The following is a 17075-nucleotide window of genomic DNA, read 5'->3' as shown; positions in this document are numbered from 1 at the left end:
AAAACTCTTCTGCCCCACGTTAGAGTTCCTCAAAAGAGGTTAGAAGGGGACTTATTATGCAAAGTTTTAGAACAGAATTAGAAAATCCAGTTGTTGAAAAAGATATTATCGATCTGGAGAAAAAAATCCGATTATTTAAAGAAGGTAGTATCAACGAAGAAAGTTTTAGAAGTCTTCGATTGGCTCGTGGTATTTACGGACAACGTCAATATGGAGTTCAAATGATTCGAATTAAATTGCCTTATGGAAAGGTTACTGGCGAGCAATTGCTCAGAATTTCAGATGTTTCAGACAAATACTCAACTGGTAAACTGCATATAACTACACGACAAGATGTACAAATTCATTTTGTTAGTATTGATAAAACTCCAGAATTATGGGCAGAACTTGAAAAAGATGATGTAACTATTAGAGAAGCCTGTGGAAATACTGTTAGAAACGTTACAGCAAGTGAAACAGCAGGTATTGATATTGACGAACCTTTTGATGTTTCTCCTTATGCTCACGCTACATTTCAATTCTTTTTAAGAAACCCTATTTGTCAAGAAATGGGGAGAAAATTTAAAATTTCATTTTCTGCTACAGACAAGGATACCGCTTTGGGTTTTATACATGATTTAGGTTTTATAGCAAAGCTAAAAGATGGTAAAAGAGGTTTTAAAGTAATGCTAGGTGGTGGATTAGGTTCGCAACCAAGACATGCAGATTTATTATATGAATTTTTGCCAGAAGAAAAAATAATTCCACTTACCGAAAGTATTCTTAGAGTCTTTGATCGCTATGGAGAAAGAGCCAAAAGAATGAAGGCTAGAATGAAATTTCTTATCAAAGACATTGGGTTAGATAATTTTATAAAGTTGGTAGAAGAAGAGCAAAAGGCCTTGGCAAATGAAACTGTAACCATTGATGTATCCAATTTTAAAAACAATCCTATTATTCCTGAAATTGATATTCCAAAAGTAACAATAGAAGATAGAGAAGCTTATCAGTTATGGAAAAAATCAAATGTAATTCCTCAAAAACAATCAGGTTTATTTGCAATTGGAATTAAAGTTAAATTAGGTGATTTTTCAACTGAAAAAGCAAGAAAATTAGCAACTTTAATAAAAGATTATGCAGGTAATGAATTGAGATTTACCTTAAGGCAGAATATTTTACTAAGGTATATAAAAGAGGCCTTATTGCCATTTTTTTACCAAGAGTTAAAAGCATTAGACTTTACTGAATTAGGTTATAATTCTACAGCAGATATAACAGCTTGTCCAGGAACAGATACTTGTAATTTAGGTATAGCAAGTAGCACTGGAATGGCTGATGAATTAGAACGGGTACTACAAACTGAATATCCTCAATACCTGAATAACCAAGAGGTTACCATTAAAATTAGTGGATGTATGAATGCTTGTGGGCAGCATAATATGGCTCATATAGGGTTTCAAGGAATGTCTATTAGAACCAAAGAGAAATTAGTTGCTCCAGCGGTTCAAATTTTACTTGGTGGAGGTGTTTTAGGAAATGGTGAAGGGCGATTTGCTGATAAAGTAATAAAATTACCTTCTAAAAGAGGGCCTCAAGCGTTACGACTTATTTTGAACGATTTTGAAAAAAATAGAACTAATAATGAGTCTTTTTTAGACTATTACGATAGAAAAGGGAAAATCTATTTTTATGATTTTTTAGTGCCGTTATCTGGGGTTGATAATCTTAAAGAAAATGACTTTGTAGATTGGGGTAACAACGACAAATATATTCAGGCCGTTGGGGTAGGTGAATGTGCAGGTGTAGTTATTGATTTGGTAGCTACATTATTATTAGAAGCTAAAGAAAAATTAGGATTAGCACAAGAATCGTTTCTTGATAAAAATTGGGCAGATGCTATTTACCACACCTATACTTCGTATGTAAATGGGGCAAAAGCCTTGTTGCTTTCAGAGGATAAAAAAACTAACAATCAGGCAAGTATTATTCAATTGTTTGACGAAGTTTTTATAGATACCCAAAAATTGTTTTTAAAAACCAGCTTTTCCAAATTAGTATATCAAATGAAAGAGAACAAACCATCAGAAGATTTTGCAAAAAAATACATCAAAGAGGCCATTTCTTTTTTTGAGAGTATTGAAGTGTATAGAACAAAAGAGTTAAGTCATGAAGCATAGAAAAATTCCAAAATTAACTGTAGTAGGTGCAGGTCCTGGAGATCCTGAGTTAATCACTTTAAAAGCTATAAAAGCGATACAATCTGCTGATGTTATTATGTATGATGCACTTATAAATGTTAGTCTATTAGAGTATGCTTCTAGTACTGCTGAAAAAATTTTTGTTGGTAAACGTAAAGGATGCTATCGCTATCAACAAGAACAAATTAATGAAATTATTGTTAGTAGAGCTAAGTCTGATGGACATGTAGTACGGTTAAAAGGAGGAGATCCTTTTATTTTTGGGAGGGGCTCAGAAGAAATTGATTATGCACAACAATTTGATTTGGAAACAGCTATGGTGCCAGGTATTTCTTCGGCAATGGCAGTACCCGCTTATCAAGGAATTCCGCTGACAAAAAGAGGTTCTTCTGAGAGTTTTTGGGTAATTACTGGTACTACTAAATCGCATCAAATTTCAGAAGATGTAGCCTTAGCGGCAAAATCATCCGCAACCGTAGTTATTTTAATGGGAATGGGAAAGTTAGATGAAATAGTAGCCTTGTTTTCTGCAGAAAACAAACAGAAAACCCCAGTTGCTATTATACAAAATGGAACTACAGAAAAAGAAAAAGTGGGTTTTGGAACTATAGAAACTATTTGTCAAGTAGTACAAGAAGAACAATTGTCGTCACCAGCTATTATTGTTATTGGAGAAGTTGTAAATAAACGTAATATTTTACAACAAGTTCAACAAGAAATACAATTAAAAGAAGCATTATGTTAGTAGAAAAAAACGAATTATATCCCATATTTTTAAAAGTAAACCAACTTAATACTATTATAGTGGGAGGAGGAAAGGTTGCGTTGGAAAAATTATCCTTTTTATTAAAATCGAGTCCTAATGCCAAAGTTGCCTTAATTGCATTAGATTTTTCTAGTGAACTGTTAGCCTTAACAAAAAAGCATAAAATACTAACAATGCAAAGACCTTATACAAGCAATATTTTACACAAACAGCACATGGTTATTGCCGCTACAAATGATAGCGAAGTAAATGCACAAATTTATAAAGATGCTAAGGAAAAACAATTGTTAGTAAATGTTGCAGATACTCCACATTTATGCGATTTCTACCTTGGTGGAATTGTAACAAAAGGCAATGTAAAAATAGCAATTTCAACAAATGGAAAATCACCTACAACGGCCAAAAGATTACGTCAATTTTTTGAAGAAGTAATTCCAGAAGATATTAATTTATTGGTGGGTAACTTACATAGATTTAGAAAAACAATTAAGGGAAATTTCGAGTCTAAAGTAAATGCCTTAAACAAACTAACAGAAGGATTATTAAATTAAAATAGATTGAACTTATTAGAACATTAGACTAAAAATTAGAAAATGATTAAAACAGATATATTAATAATTGGGGCAGGTCCAACAGGATTATTTACCGTTTTTGAAGCGGGATTGTTAAAGTTAAGATGTCATTTAATTGATGCTTTGCCTATTCCTGGCGGGCAATGTGCAGAAATTTATCCTAAAAAACCTATTTATGACATTCCTGGATTTCCAGAAGTGTTAGCAGGTAAATTGACCGAAAATTTATTAGAACAAGGAAAGCAATTTGAACCTGGTTTTACATTAGGTGAGCGTGCAGAAACTATCGATAAACAAGAAGATGGTTCTTTTATTGTTACTACAAATAAGGGGACAAAGCATCATGCTCCAGTAGTTGCTATTGCAGGAGGATTAGGAAGTTTTGAACCTAGAAAACCGTTGATTGAAAATATTGCTTTTTATGAAGGTAAGGGTGTTGAATATTTTATAAAAGATCCTGAAGTGTATAGAGGTAAAAAAGTTGTGATTTCTGGAGGAGGAGATTCTGCACTAGATTGGGCTATCTTTTTAGCCGATGTGGCTAGTGAAGTTACATTGGTGCATCGTAGAAATGAATTTAGAGGAGCCTTAGATTCTGTTGATAGAGTACAAGAATTAAAAGTATTAGGTAAAATAAATTTAATAACTCCAGCTGAGGTCACCAAATTACATGGTGAAGATAAAATAAAAGCAGTTTCTGTAACAAAAGAAGGGAGTGAACAAATTATTGAAACAGATCATTTTATTCCTCTTTTTGGACTGTCACCAAAGTTAGGTCCAATTGCAAATTGGGGATTGGAAATTGAAAAAAATGCAATAAAAGTAGATACTTTTGATTATCAGACAAATATACCTGGTGTATATGCTATTGGAGATGTAAACACCTATCCCGGTAAATTAAAATTGATTTTATGTGGCTTTCATGAAGCTACATTAATGTGTCAATCTGCATATAAAATTATAAATCCAGGTAAAAAGTATGTTATGAAATACACCACTGTAAGTGGTATAAATGGATTTGATGGTAGTAGAAAAGAAGCTCCTAAAGCAGTTGTAAAAGCTATAGTATAAAGTGGTTGACGTAAAAATAAAAATAAAAGACAGAGAAGGTGTAATTCATGAGGTACTTGCACCGACTGATATGGCAATGAATTTAATGGAAGTTTGTAAATCTTACGAGCTTCCTGTTGAGGGTACTTGTGGCGGAATGGCCATGTGTGCTTCTTGTCAGTGTTATGTGTTGTCAAACCATAGCATGTCAGAAATGGAAGAGGAAGAAGAAGCAATGCTCTCTGAAGCATTTTATGTGAAAGAAAATAGCAGGTTAGGATGCCAAATACCAATTACACCTGAATTGGATGGGTTAGAAATTGAATTGGCACCAGAATCTTAGGTTAGTGTGAATTTAAATCATTAACGGTTTTTTATCATATTAATAATAAAATGCTCATATCTTTGCTATTAAATTTTATTTTTAAACACGTTAACCTGTTTTAATCGATGCAATTACAATCGCAGAAGAAGTATAAACTTAGAAATTATAACATTTGTCTCAAAGATACTGTAGAGGCATTTACAAAAAAACTATTTTATAGTTTATTTGATAGTCACTTTAAGGCTGAAAATTATGAATTTTTAAAAAGTACATTTTTAAAAATTACGGAAAAATTAAATGTTTCTGAAAATAAAAAACGTTGGGAAGAATTTGAATCACATTTTGAGACAATTCAATATCAATTGAGTTTAGATGCAATGGCCATTGCAGAAAATGATCCTGCTGCTGAAAGTTTAGAAGAAGTGTATTTAGCTTATCCAGGCTTTCATGCAATTGCTATTTATCGATTAAGTCATGAGTTGTACAAGTTAAAAGTGCCAATTTTACCTAGAATGATGAGTGAATATGGACACGGTTTAACGGGTGTAGATATTCATCCAGGAGCTACAATTGGATCCTCTTTTTTTATTGACCATGCAACCGGAATTGTTATTGGAGAAACGTCAGTTATAAAAAATAATGTAAAAATTTATCAAGGGGTTACACTTGGTGGAATTCAGGTGAAAAAGAGTTTGGCAAGTACAAAAAGGCATCCTACAATTGAAGATAATGTTATTATTTATGCCAATGCTACTATTTTAGGTGGTGATGTGGTTGTTGGTGCTAATAGTATTATTGGTGCTAATGTATGTTTGACAGAATCTGTACCTGAAAATTCAATTTTAACCTATCAAAAAGAGTTTAAAATAAGAAATAGAGCAGATGCAAAGTAAAACGATAATTGATATCATTGGAAACACACCATTAATTGAAGCTAAAAACATTACTTCAAATAAAAATGTGCGTTTATTTTTAAAATTAGAAGGTAAAAATCCTGGTGGAAGTGTAAAAGATCGTGCTGCATTTCACATGATTAATGAAGCCTTAAAGCGTGGTGAAATCTCTAAAGGAGATACTTTAGTAGAAGCAACTAGTGGAAATACAGGTATTGCACTAGCTTTTATTTCTAAACTTTTAGGAGTAAATATGGTATTGGTAATGCCCGAAAATTCTACTGAAGAACGTATAAAAACCATGAGAGCTTACGGAGCAGAATTAATTTTGACTTCTGCAGATTTAGGAATTGAAGGAGCTCGTGATTATGCCATGCAATTAAAAGATAAAAAAGGGTATTTTATGCTCAACCAATTTTCAAATGATGATAATTGGAAAGCCCATTATAACACTACAGGACCAGAAATATGGAACGATACCAATGGTGAAATTACTCATTTTGTTTCTGCTATGGGAACAACAGGTACCATTATGGGAGTTTCTACCTATTTAAAAGAACAAAATGAAAAAATTCAAATTGTTGGAGCACAACCAGCAGATGGAGCCAAAATTCCTGGTATTAGAAAATGGCCAGAAGCTTATTTGCCTAAAATTTTTAATCGTTCAAAAGTAGATACCATCGTAGAAATTAGTGAAGCAGAAGCCAAAAAAACTTCAAATAGATTGGCAAAAGAAGAAGGTGTATTTGCAGGAATGAGTAGCGGAGGTTCTGTATGTGCTGCATTAAAAATTGCCAATCGTATTGAAAAAGGCATTATTGTAGCAATAATTTGTGATATTGGCGATCGCTACTTGTCATCAGATTTGTTTGAATAAAATTGGTTATAAGTTATTTAATGCGTTATTTTGCCCCAATTAGTTCTTTAAAATATGTTATCAAGAAAGGTGGAGGGATTAGACCCTATGAAACCTTAGCAACCCTTTTTAATAAAAAGCTCTCTTTTATCGGATTAAAATCATCTTTTAGATAATGATATTTAAAAAGATATAAGTTAAATGTATTAGAAAGAAGGTGCTACATTCTACCTATAAAAATAAGTAAAATTATTTTAAATTTTTAGTTTAAGACTAAATTTATGGCTAGATAACTAAGAGATTTTAACTTCCACAATTCTTGATAACATTTACTAACTATCCTAAAATATATAAGGATAGGGGATGACTAATAATGAAATATAGCCGATGAAAAATATCATACAAGAATTAGAAAAGAGAATTTTAGTACTCGATGGTGCAATGGGTACTATGATACAACAATATAAGCTTTCAGAAGAAGACTTTAGAGGAGATCGATATAAAGATTTTCACACCTCTTTAAAGGGAAATAACGATTTATTATCAATTACCCAACCTGAAGTTATAAAAAACATTCATAGAAAATTTTTGGAAGTTGGTGCAGATATTATTGAAACCAATACGTTTTCTAGTACTACCATTGGTATGGCAGATTATGAACTAGAAGAAGCTGTTTACGACCTCAATTACCAATCCGCTAAAATAGCGAAAGAAGTTGCCGATGAGTTTACAAAAAAAGACCCTGAAAAACCGCGTTTTGTAGCAGGTTCTATTGGACCAACAAATCGTACAGCAAGCATGTCACCAGATGTAAATGACCCTGCTTTTAGGGCAATAACTTTTGATGAGTTGCGTGTTGCTTATAAACAACAAGTAGAAGCTCTTATAGATGGTGGTGTAGATTTATTGTTGGTAGAAACAATTTTTGATACTTTAAATGCTAAAGCTGCTTTATTTGCTATTGAAGAAGTTAAGGAAGAGAAAAATATTGATATTCCAATTATGGTTTCTGGTACAATTACAGATGCATCTGGAAGAACATTGTCTGGACAAACAGTTGAAGCTTTTCTAATTTCAATTTCTCACATTCCAATTTTAAGCGTTGGGTTTAATTGTGCGTTAGGAGCCGATCAGTTGAAGCCTTATGTTAGTAGATTGTCTAGAGAAACCTCTTTTTATACATCTGCACATCCCAATGCAGGTCTTCCAAATGCTTTTGGTGAGTATGATCAATCGCCAGAAGATATGAAACTTTTAATAGAAGGATATCTAAAAGATAATCTTGTAAATATTATTGGCGGGTGCTGTGGTACAAATCCTGACCATATAAAGGCAATTGCCGAAGTTGCAAAAAAATATCAACCAAGAAAATTAAATGTAGAAGCTTGTTAATGGAGACTGATTGTAAAAAACACCTAAGACTTTCGGGTTTAGAACCATTAGTTTTAACACCTGATAGTAACTTTGTTAATGTTGGTGAAAGAACCAATGTTACAGGTTCTCGAAAGTTTTTAAGATTAATAAAAGAAGAGAAATACGATGAAGCACTGAGCGTTGCTAGAGACCAAGTTGAAGGTGGAGCTCAAATTATCGATGTTAATATGGATGAGGGAATGTTAGATGGTGAAAAGGCCATGGTAAAATTCCTAAATTTGATTGCTTCAGAACCTGATATTGCCAGAGTGCCAATAATGATTGATAGCTCAAAATGGCATATTATAGAAGCTGGATTAAAAGTTGTACAAGGAAAATGTGTCGTTAATTCAATTAGCTTAAAAGGTGGTGAAGAAGAATTTATCCGTCAAGCCAAATTGGTAAAACGTTACGGTGCAGCTGTAATTGTAATGGCTTTTGATAAAGATGGTCAAGCTGATACATACGAGCGTAGAATAGAAATATGTAAACGTTCTTATGATATTTTAGTAGACAAAGTTGGTTTTCCTGCTCAAGATATAATTTTTGATCCTAATATTTTTCCTGTAGCAACAGGTTTAGAAGAGCATCGATTAAATGCATTAGATTTTTTTAGGGCTACAAAATGGATTCGAGAAAATTTACCTTATGCCAATGTAAGTGGAGGGGTTAGTAATGTTTCGTTTTCATTTCGAGGAAATAATCCGGTAAGGGAAGCTATAAATGCAGCTTTTTTATATCATGCTATTCAGCATGGAATGACAATGGGTATTGTAAACCCTACAATGTTAGAGGTTTATGATGATATTCCTAAAGATTTATTAGAAAAAGTAGAAGATGTATTATTCGATAAACGTGATGATGCCACAGAACGGTTGTTAGAATTTGCAGAAACTGTAGTTGGTAAAGATAAAGTTGATGATACCACTAAAAACCTTTGGCGAAAAGACCCGCTTCAAGATAGAATTACCCATGCGTTAGTAAAAGGAATTGATACTTATATTATTGAAGATGTAGAAGAAGCTAGATTGTTAACTACTAAGCCTATAGAGGTTATAGAAGGACATTTAATGACAGGTATGAATGTAGTTGGTGACCTTTTTGGAAGTGGTAAAATGTTTTTACCTCAAGTGGTAAAGTCGGCTCGGGTTATGAAAAAAGCTGTAGCTTATTTACAACCATTTATTGAAGCAGCTAAAAATCCTGATTTGCCAAAAGAAGGAGTAGGAAAAATATTAATGGCCACTGTAAAAGGAGATGTTCATGATATTGGTAAAAACATTGTTTCAGTTGTTTTAGCTTGTAATAATTATGATATTGTAGATTTAGGTGTTATGGTACCTCCTGAAAAAATTATTTCTGAAGCTAAAAAACATAATGTTGATGCAATTGGCTTAAGTGGATTAATTACACCTTCATTAGATGAGATGGCTTTTATGGCAGAAGAGATGGAAAAGCATAATATGAACATTCCTCTATTAATTGGAGGGGCAACTACATCAAAAGCTCATACCGTTGTTAAAATTTCACCAAAATATAGCAATACTGTTGTTCATGTTAACGATGCTTCTAGAGCAGTAACCGTAGTAGGCAATCTGTTAGATAAGAATAGTGAATCTTTTAAAAAGCAAATTAGAGAAGAATATGACAAGTTTAGAGAGAACTTTTTAAGCCGTAAAAAAGCAAAAGAATACACTACTTTAGAAGTTGCCAGAGAACATAAGTTTTATATAGATTGGCAAAATTCAAACATTATAAAACCTAAAAAATTAGGTGTAACTATAATTGATGATTTTGACTTAAGTCTGTTAAAAGATTATATTGATTGGAGTCCTTATTTTAGGAGTTGGGAGCTACATGGTAAATATCCTGATATTTTAACTGATAACGTTGTAGGTGAACAAGCTAAAGAACTTTTTGCCGAAGCTCAACAAATGTTACAACGTATTTTCGATGAAAAATTATTAAAGGCCAAAGCTGTTTTTGGTTTGTTTCCGGCAAATACAGTAAACCACGATGATATTGAAATCTATGACGAAAAAGGCAATGTAATAGATACATTTTTAACATTGCGTCAACAGCTTAAAAGACGGGAAGGAATTCCAAGTTATGCCTTAGCAGATTTTATAGCTCCAAAAGAAATTGGTAAACAAGATTATGTTGGTTGTTTTGCCGTAACTACAGGTTTTGGAACTGACGAACTTGTTAAAGAGTTTCAAGAAAAATTAGACGATTATAATGCTATTATGGCAAAAGCTCTATCAGATAGGTTGGCAGAAGCTTTTGCAGAATACCTACACAAAAAAGTGCGAACGGAATATTGGGGATATGCCGCTAATGAAAATTTATCTAATGAAGAGTTGATAAAAGAAAATTATAAAGGTATTCGTCCTGCACCTGGTTATCCAGCTTGTCCTGATCATTTAGAGAAAAAAACCATTTGGAAACTTTTAAATGTTGAAAAAAATATTGGTATGAAACTCACAGATGGTCTTGCAATGTGGCCAGCATCAAGTGTTTCTGGTTACTATTTTGGTAATGAAGAAGCTAAATATTTTGGACTCGGAAAAATTAAAGAAGATCAATTGGTCGATTATGCTAAGCGAAGAAACATACCTTTAGATGAAGCTAGAAAATGGTTAAATCCTAATTTAGCGGAAGATTAAGTATTGTATTCTTTTACTGCTCAAACCTAATAAAGAATGAAAATAACAGAACATATAAAACAAGCCAAAGGCAAAACATTATTTTCTTTTGAAATTATTCCACCTCAAAAAGGTAGAAATATTCAAGAGTTGTATAATAATATTGATCCTTTAATGGAGTTTAAGCCTCCGTTTATTGATGTAACTACTTCTAGAGAGGAGTATGTATATATTGATAAAGAAGGGCTGTTAGATAGAAAAATTACAAGAATGCGTCCGGGTACCGTAGGTATTTGTGCTGCAATAAAACACAAGTATAATGTAGATACGGTTCCACATGTATTGTGTGGTGGTTTTACCAAAGAAGAAACCGAATATTTATTGGTAGATTGTCATTATTTGGGTATTGAAAATGTGATGGCTCTTAGAGGTGATGCTATGAAACATGAGCAATATTTTAAAGCCACAAAGGGAGGGCATAGTTATGCTTCAGAATTGGTTGAACAAATTCAAAACCTAAATTCAGGAAAATATTTGCACGATGTAATAAATGTAGAGGATAAAGCTGATTTTTGTATTGGAGTAGCCGGATATCCAGAAAAACATTTAGAAGCACCATCACTACAAACTGATTTAAAACGGTTAAAACAAAAAGTAGATGCAGGAGCAGATTATGTAGTTACGCAAATGTTTTTTGAAAATAAAAAATACTTTGATTTTGTAGAGGCTGCAAGAAAAATTGGAATTACAGTTCCAATACTGCCAGGAATAAAACCTATTGCTGTAAAACGACATTTACAATTATTACCACAAGTATTTAAAATTGATTTGCCAGAAGAATTAATTAAAGAGGTAGAAAAATGTAAAGATAATAAAGAGGTAAGGCAAGTAGGAATAGAATATTGTATTGAGCAATCTAAAGAGTTGTTAGCCGCAGGTGTACCCGTGTTGCATTATTATTCTATGGGTAAATCTGATAATATTAAGGCGGTAGCAGAAGGCATTTTTTAATGTTATTTGTAAGGAAATAACTATTTTATATACTAACATAAGCAAAAGCAATTATAGTTTATTTTAGTTGACAAAATAATTGCTACTTTTGTAATCTATAATAATAGTAATAACAATAATATAAACGATATGGCAATAGAAGTTACAGATGCTAATTTTTTAGACGTAGTATTGAAATCAGAAAAACCAGTTTTAGTTGACTTTTGGGCAGCTTGGTGTGGTCCTTGTAGAATGTTGGCTCCAACAGTTGAAGAATTAAGTGCCGATTTTGAAGGTAAAGCAGTAGTGGCAAAAGTAGATGTAGATGCAAATCAAGAATTTGCTGCAAAATATGGTGTTAGAAACATCCCTACTATTTTAATATTTAAAGGTGGTGAAGTAGTTGACAAACAAGTTGGTGTAGCACCAAAAGCAACATATACTGAAAAATTAGAAGCGTTAATTTAAGATTAAATATAAATATCTTAGATTTTGTAAAAAAGGTTTGTTTCAATGTTAGATACAGACCTTTTTTATTTAACTTCCAAATTCTGTAGTTATTATTACTTTAGAGAACTACTAACCTATAAAAGGTAATAACATTCAATAAATACATTCTAATGTCCATTCAAGAAGCGAAAAATATTAGCGGAATAAAAAACTTAGAGTTGTTAGCCAATCAGGTGGTTGAAGGTTTTATTACAGGGTTGCATAAAAGTCCATTTCATGGCTTTTCAGTTGAATTTGCAGAACATCGTTTGTATAATAAAGGTGAAAGTACAAAACATATTGACTGGAAGTTATTTGCCAAAACAGATAAGCTTTTTGTAAAGCGATACGAAGAAGAAACAAATTTAAGATGCCATTTAATTATTGATAATTCGGCATCAATGCACTATCCTCAGATCAAAAATCCTAATTTAGAGCACTTAAATAAAATAGGATTTTCAGTTATTGCTTCTGCTGCATTATTAGAAATTTTGAAACGCCAACGAGATGCTTATGGGCTAAGTGTTTATTCAGATGTAAACGAATATTATGCTCCTGCCAAAGGAAGTGAAAGGCATAGACGAATGCTATTGCATCAATTAGAAAAACTTTTAACAGAGCAATCTAAGGCAAAAACAAAAACTTTTGATGCATTGCATGAGGTAGCAGATAAAATTCATAGAAGGTCGTTATTATTTCTATTTACAGATATGTTTCAGGCAGATAAAGAAGAAGAAAGTTTATTTGAAGCTTTACGTCATTTAAAGTACAATAAGCACGAAGTAGTACTGTTTCATACCTTTGACAGTCAAAAAGAGTTAAATTTTAATTTTGATAATACTCCAAAAAGATTTGTAGATGTAGAAACTGGAGAATTTATTAATTTATATGCTGATACTGTTAAGGAAGGGTATAAGTCTATTGTAGAGAAGTATTTTAATGCTTTGAAAATGAAGTGTATGCAGTATAAAATTGAATATGTTCCTGTAGATATAAATCAAGGTTTTGAGCAGATTCTCACTACTTATTTAGTCAGTAGAAAAAGATTTTTGTAAATATTTTGCAAAAGGTTTTGCTATTTTAAAAAACGAGTTTATATTTGCACTCGCTTTAAGCAACGGTTTGGTAGTTCAGCTGGTTAGAATACCTGCCTGTCACGCAGGGGGTCGCGGGTTCGAGTCCCGTCCAGACCGCTAAAATTTCTAAAAGTCGAGAAGTTTTAATAATGTTGTGTTGTTTTTAGTAATTTACATATAAATTACTCTAGCTTAAAGAGTTAGTCGATGAAAAGCTTCCCAAATGGGATGCTTTTTTGTTTTATAGAGGTTTTAGAATTCAATATATTTCCAACAATTTACTTGAAAATATAAATTTTCTTTTTTGCATTATAAGATTTTCTTACACACCAAAATAGATTGTCTAGAACTTATTGCAAATGAATAGATGGTAACAAATCCTAATTTTAGTTAATGTACAATGATTAGAGGAATGAGACTATATAGCTTAAAGTTTTTTATAGTGTCAAAAACTATCATTGATAGTAATATGATTCTTTAAATTTTGTCAATTTTGATATGAAGTTACAATACCATTTTCAAAATATAAATACAAGCCTTCATAAACCCATTGCTCATGAACTCCCCAAGAACCAACGCTTTTGTTTATGTCATTAGGTTCGCCTAGTGAAAAAATTGTCATTTCTTTATTCATACCAATCCAATAATATCCAGCTTTTAGTTTATCATATATTTTCTTTCCGTATTTTTTTAAGATTCTTTTTTCTTGTTTTATTCTTTCTTGCTCTTTTAATTCAATCCTTTTTAAGCTTTCTTGATATTTTCTAGCAATACTTTCTATCTTTCTAACTCTTACTAGTTCTTTGACATCTTTATTCTCAATAACCCAAATACTATTAATAAATCCACACTTGGAATCAATACATGCTTTAAAATATCGATTTTTGTAATCTTTTAATATAACTTCTTTACTTTCTTTTAATTCGGGGATTAATAATTCGGACATTAAATCTGGGTTAACTCTGAACTTCGCCCCTTTTTTTACAAAAGCAATTACTGTAGAATCTTTTATAGCTTTCTTAATTCGAATACTATCCTTTTTTTTATTAATTAAAGCAATACTATCTTGTTTAATCTTGATTAGACTAATGCTATCTTTAATCTGCATAGACTCCTTAAGCAAAAATTCGTCATTTCTTAATTTTTGCGTTTTCAGATTTTCCATATCATCATTTAATATTAAAACATTAGATTTCACATACCCTATACAGTCATTAAAGTTTACTTTCCACCAATCAAGACCAAAATAGGAGATTATACCAACAGTTTTTCCTTTTTTAAATGAACAAACTGATTCTGTCATTATTTTAGGTTCTAAGTTTATATAACCTTTTGTGAAAAATTTAGTTGTTACATTTTGGGATAGTAAGTAGTTCGAAATAAATACTATTAAATAAATTAATCTTCTCATGTTTCACGACTAATTAAACTATATCTGAGTTATAAAAATAATTATATTTTATTAACTCTAAAATTTAAATATGTTGTGTACTATCTTTTGTTTTATTGAGGTTTTAGAATTAGGTATTAATATATTACGATTATAAGAAGGCAAGGTCTAGTGACGCAGCAGAAAGTCTTATATAGGTGCTTTCAGCTCATTATACGTACAACCATTGCCAGTATCTATAAACTACTAATCCGTATATATCAATTAGTCTAACAAATCAGGATCATTAAGAATCAATTCTATTTTTTTAATAATAACCGTAATTTGATCCATTTGTGCTTCTATATTTCTGAAAAACAGGCTAATATCTCTATTTACCCAGCTTTCTGAAATTACTCTAGCTCCTAAGCTAATTCTTAAAATGGCACTTTCAATAGCATTATTATATTTTACATTTACAGCTTGTCCAATATGACATTTTTGAGCTGCAAGTCTAATAATTTCTAGAGGAGCATTTTTAAAATGATCTGATAAGTCAGAATTTAAAAGTGTATATAGTTTTTTAACATTTGCAACAGATAAAACCTCGTTGTTTTTAAGAATAAAGAAAGGGAAAATGGTACGTACATTTCTTATACCAAATTCTTTACTATTATAACTGTTGGTTTTAGTTTCGCTATCATAAATTGGTTCTAAAAAAGAAGCATCTTTAATAGAATCTTCTACAAAATTGCAAAACATTTCAATACCCATATTTCTATATAAAATAGGAGTCTTGTAATACCTTTCCATTTCAACTATGGCAGCATTCCAACGCATATAAGAGCCATAATTGTATCCGTCAGATAAGTCATTTGAACATAACCATGAAGTTGGCCAGTCAGAATGATTGTAATAGTTGGTTAATCCTTTAGGCAATACATTTTTTACAGAATGAATTAATTTACCAACTTTTTTAGGAATAATTAATGCTCCAGAATATGGAGGACCTGTAAAGTATTTGCTACCTGTTATCGTTACAATGTAGCCTTTGTTTAAATAATTTTGTATGTCTGTTGGATCTAATCTAAGTTGGGCTGCATCTACAACAATTTGTATTGATAAATTGTCAAGTGTATCTAAATCATGCATCATCTTTTTACTAGGAGATTGATATCCTAATTTTGAATGATCCATAGTGTGTAATACTACATGTCTGCCCAATTTATTAGTTTCAGAAACGGCATTAAATATTTCTTTGTCTAATTGGCTTGATGGTTTTAAAGTTCCGTTTTGGTCTCTAAAAGGAATTTTTATTAAATCAATATCTCTAAAACCATCAATTTTTTCTCCTTTTTTTACAGGATAATTTAGAGCGGTTGTGTTTTCAAAATGACATCCTTTTAATGCTGCAGGTACACCACTACCAGTTTCATCAGAAGCTACTAAAATATGTGTAATGTCTTTATCAGAAATAATTTGAGTTATGGCTGCTATTTGCAATGCAGAATCTGTACCTGAAGGAGAAAATATTATTTCACATTCATTACTGAGTTTAAAAATTTTTCTCAAATTGTTTTTTAGCAATTCAGAAAACTGAATAGTAGCATTTTTAAACCCATTTTTTAAGCTATTTTTAATTAATATACTTCTAACCTTGTCTGTTTTGTCAAATGCAAAATTAGATACACTTGTAGCGGTTGAAGAAGCAAATGTAAAGGCATCCGGTCTTGGAAATGGTCTACATCCATATTTGTTTAATAAATTAATTTCGTCAATATTTAATCTAAGATCACCACCTGCCATTAATAAATATTCAGTAGGTTTTGCCAAATTTTCAACAATAGGTTTCCAAGATTCTTTAAAAGTTCTAGTTTTACTTTCTAGTCCATGAAAAGCTTCTAAATCTTTATATTTTGACAAAGATTTGGTGTCTAAATCTTCATCACTTTTAATTAAATTAATTAAGTAAGAATCAAGAGATTTTAATTTTTCTTTATCATCTTTAAATAATAACTTATAAAATATTCTAGTTACTTCAAGAGCCGCTATGTCACATAAAATAGTATCTTTTTTTTCAGTATTTAATGCTTTAAACCAAAGTTGCCATTCAATACCATATCTTAAATAGACTAAAGCTAATACCGGATTTTTTAAAAGAGATTGCCCAATTATAATAGCTTTATTAGGTACAATTTTAAATGTATTAGGCTTGTCAGAAGAAGCAATAATATTGATGTTATTAATTTTTGGTACTGTATTAAATCGTTTTAAAACATGAACCAGATAATTCACATTTTCTTTTTCAAATAAGCGAGTTCTTTTATACTGATTTTCTATAATTACATTATCTGTCATGGGTCTTTTTATCTAAAATAGTTGCATTAGAATAGGGTGCTATTTTGTCGCATCTAAGGTATGAAAAAATAGCAACTATGCCTATATCTAAGTTTA

The 17075-nt window shown here is 31.3% G+C and carries 14 protein-coding genes, 1 tRNA gene and 1 riboswitch; of the genes, 13 read left to right on the top strand and 2 right to left on the bottom strand.

Going from position 1 to position 17075, the window contains the following annotated elements; genetic code table 11:
- Window positions 1-56 precede the first annotated feature (56 nt).
- The 13 genes from EGM88_RS08055 (at window position 57) to EGM88_RS07995 (ending at window position 13369) form a co-directional block, all read left to right on the top strand.
- Entirely contained in the window at window positions 57-2156 is a 2100-nt protein-coding gene (locus EGM88_RS08055; RefSeq protein WP_123897460.1) for a nitrite/sulfite reductase, read from the top strand.
- A complete protein-coding gene (gene cobA / locus EGM88_RS08050; RefSeq protein ID WP_123897459.1) occupies window positions 2146-2922 on the top strand; it encodes a uroporphyrinogen-III C-methyltransferase in 777 nt (258 codons plus the stop codon). The genes EGM88_RS08055 and cobA overlap by 11 nt, the downstream gene beginning before the upstream one ends.
- Window positions 2916-3494, top strand: a complete 579-nt coding sequence (locus tag EGM88_RS08045) for a precorrin-2 dehydrogenase/sirohydrochlorin ferrochelatase family protein (protein WP_123897458.1) — start codon at window positions 2916-2918, stop codon at window positions 3492-3494. The genes cobA and EGM88_RS08045 overlap by 7 nt, the downstream gene beginning before the upstream one ends.
- Window positions 3495-3536: 42 nt before the next feature.
- The gene (locus EGM88_RS08040; RefSeq protein WP_123897457.1) at window positions 3537-4586 is read left to right on the top strand and encodes an NAD(P)/FAD-dependent oxidoreductase; all 1050 of its coding nucleotides are present in this window, start codon (window positions 3537-3539) and stop codon (window positions 4584-4586) included.
- Window position 4587: 1 nt separating this feature from the next.
- Entirely contained in the window at window positions 4588-4908 is a 321-nt protein-coding gene (locus EGM88_RS08035) for a 2Fe-2S iron-sulfur cluster-binding protein (protein ID WP_123897456.1), read from the top strand.
- Between the two features lie 107 nt (window positions 4909-5015).
- The gene (gene epsC, locus EGM88_RS08030) at window positions 5016-5783 is read left to right on the top strand and encodes a serine O-acetyltransferase EpsC (RefSeq protein ID WP_123897455.1); all 768 of its coding nucleotides are present in this window, start codon (window positions 5016-5018) and stop codon (window positions 5781-5783) included.
- The gene (gene cysM / locus EGM88_RS08025; RefSeq protein ID WP_123897454.1) at window positions 5773-6660 is read left to right on the top strand and encodes a cysteine synthase CysM; all 888 of its coding nucleotides are present in this window, start codon (window positions 5773-5775) and stop codon (window positions 6658-6660) included. Before epsC ends, cysM begins: the two co-directional genes overlap by 11 nt.
- Before the next feature lie 54 nt (window positions 6661-6714).
- Window positions 6715-6818, top strand: a riboswitch (SAM riboswitch).
- Window positions 6819-7026: 208 nt separating this feature from the next.
- Window positions 7027-8031, top strand: coding sequence for a homocysteine S-methyltransferase family protein (locus EGM88_RS08020; RefSeq protein WP_123897453.1), 1005 nt, complete (start codon window positions 7027-7029; stop codon window positions 8029-8031).
- On the top strand, window positions 8031-10718 hold the full coding sequence (gene metH, locus EGM88_RS08015; RefSeq protein WP_123897452.1) for a methionine synthase: 2688 nt from the start codon (window positions 8031-8033) through the stop codon (window positions 10716-10718). Before EGM88_RS08020 ends, metH begins: the two co-directional genes overlap by 1 nt.
- 36 nt (window positions 10719-10754) lie before the next feature.
- On the top strand, window positions 10755-11708 hold the full coding sequence (metF, locus tag EGM88_RS08010) for a methylenetetrahydrofolate reductase [NAD(P)H] (protein ID WP_123897451.1): 954 nt from the start codon (window positions 10755-10757) through the stop codon (window positions 11706-11708).
- 129 nt (window positions 11709-11837) lie between these two features.
- The gene (gene trxA, locus EGM88_RS08005) at window positions 11838-12155 is read left to right on the top strand and encodes a thioredoxin (protein WP_123897450.1); all 318 of its coding nucleotides are present in this window, start codon (window positions 11838-11840) and stop codon (window positions 12153-12155) included.
- 152 nt (window positions 12156-12307) lie between these two features.
- Window positions 12308-13231 carry a DUF58 domain-containing protein gene (locus EGM88_RS08000; RefSeq protein ID WP_123897449.1) on the top strand — a complete coding sequence of 308 codons (924 nt, stop codon included), beginning with the start codon at window positions 12308-12310 and terminating at the stop codon, window positions 13229-13231.
- A 64-nt stretch (window positions 13232-13295) separates the two neighbouring features.
- Window positions 13296-13369: transfer RNA gene (locus EGM88_RS07995), tRNA-Asp, on the top strand.
- A 370-nt stretch (window positions 13370-13739) separates the two neighbouring features.
- On the opposite strand, the gene EGM88_RS07990 is transcribed toward EGM88_RS07995, so the two are convergent.
- Together EGM88_RS07990 and EGM88_RS07985 are read right to left on the bottom strand one after the other, a co-directional pair.
- The gene (locus EGM88_RS07990; protein ID WP_123897448.1) at window positions 13740-14555 is read right to left on the bottom strand and encodes a hypothetical protein; all 816 of its coding nucleotides are present in this window, start codon (window positions 14553-14555) and stop codon (window positions 13740-13742) included.
- Window positions 14556-14906: 351 nt separating this feature from the next.
- A complete protein-coding gene (locus EGM88_RS07985) occupies window positions 14907-16979 on the bottom strand; it encodes a hypothetical protein (RefSeq protein WP_123897447.1) in 2073 nt (690 codons plus the stop codon).
- Window positions 16980-17075 lie beyond the last annotated feature (96 nt).

The organism is Aureibaculum marinum (assembly GCF_003813905.1).
Classification (GTDB): domain Bacteria; phylum Bacteroidota; class Bacteroidia; order Flavobacteriales; family Flavobacteriaceae; genus Aureibaculum; species Aureibaculum marinum.
The sequence above is the reverse complement of the archived record's forward strand: the minus strand, read 5'-3'. Positions and strand labels throughout refer to the sequence as shown.

Excerpts from the sequence above, each read along its gene's own strand:
- EGM88_RS08055 (WP_123897460.1), top strand. The coding sequence starts at position 57 with ATGCAAAGTTTTAGAACAGAATTAGAAAATCCAGTTGTTGAAAAAGAT.
- cobA (WP_123897459.1), top strand. The coding sequence starts at position 2,146 with ATGAAGCATAGAAAAATTCCAAAATTAACTGTAGTAGGTGCAGGTCCT.
- EGM88_RS08045 (WP_123897458.1), top strand. The coding sequence starts at position 2,916 with ATGTTAGTAGAAAAAAACGAATTATATCCCATATTTTTAAAAGTAAAC.
- EGM88_RS08040 (WP_123897457.1), top strand. The coding sequence starts at position 3,537 with ATGATTAAAACAGATATATTAATAATTGGGGCAGGTCCAACAGGATTA.
- epsC (WP_123897455.1), top strand. The coding sequence starts at position 5,016 with ATGCAATTACAATCGCAGAAGAAGTATAAACTTAGAAATTATAACATT.
- cysM (WP_123897454.1), top strand. The coding sequence starts at position 5,773 with ATGCAAAGTAAAACGATAATTGATATCATTGGAAACACACCATTAATT.
- EGM88_RS08020 (WP_123897453.1), top strand. The coding sequence starts at position 7,027 with ATGAAAAATATCATACAAGAATTAGAAAAGAGAATTTTAGTACTCGAT.
- metH (WP_123897452.1), top strand. The coding sequence starts at position 8,031 with ATGGAGACTGATTGTAAAAAACACCTAAGACTTTCGGGTTTAGAACCA.
- metF (WP_123897451.1), top strand. The coding sequence starts at position 10,755 with ATGAAAATAACAGAACATATAAAACAAGCCAAAGGCAAAACATTATTT.
- trxA (WP_123897450.1), top strand. The coding sequence starts at position 11,838 with ATGGCAATAGAAGTTACAGATGCTAATTTTTTAGACGTAGTATTGAAA.
- EGM88_RS08000 (WP_123897449.1), top strand. The coding sequence starts at position 12,308 with ATGTCCATTCAAGAAGCGAAAAATATTAGCGGAATAAAAAACTTAGAG.
- EGM88_RS07990 (WP_123897448.1), bottom strand. The coding sequence starts at position 14,555 with ATGACAGAATCAGTTTGTTCATTTAAAAAAGGAAAAACTGTTGGTATA.
- EGM88_RS07985 (WP_123897447.1), bottom strand. The coding sequence starts at position 16,979 with ATGACAGATAATGTAATTATAGAAAATCAGTATAAAAGAACTCGCTTA.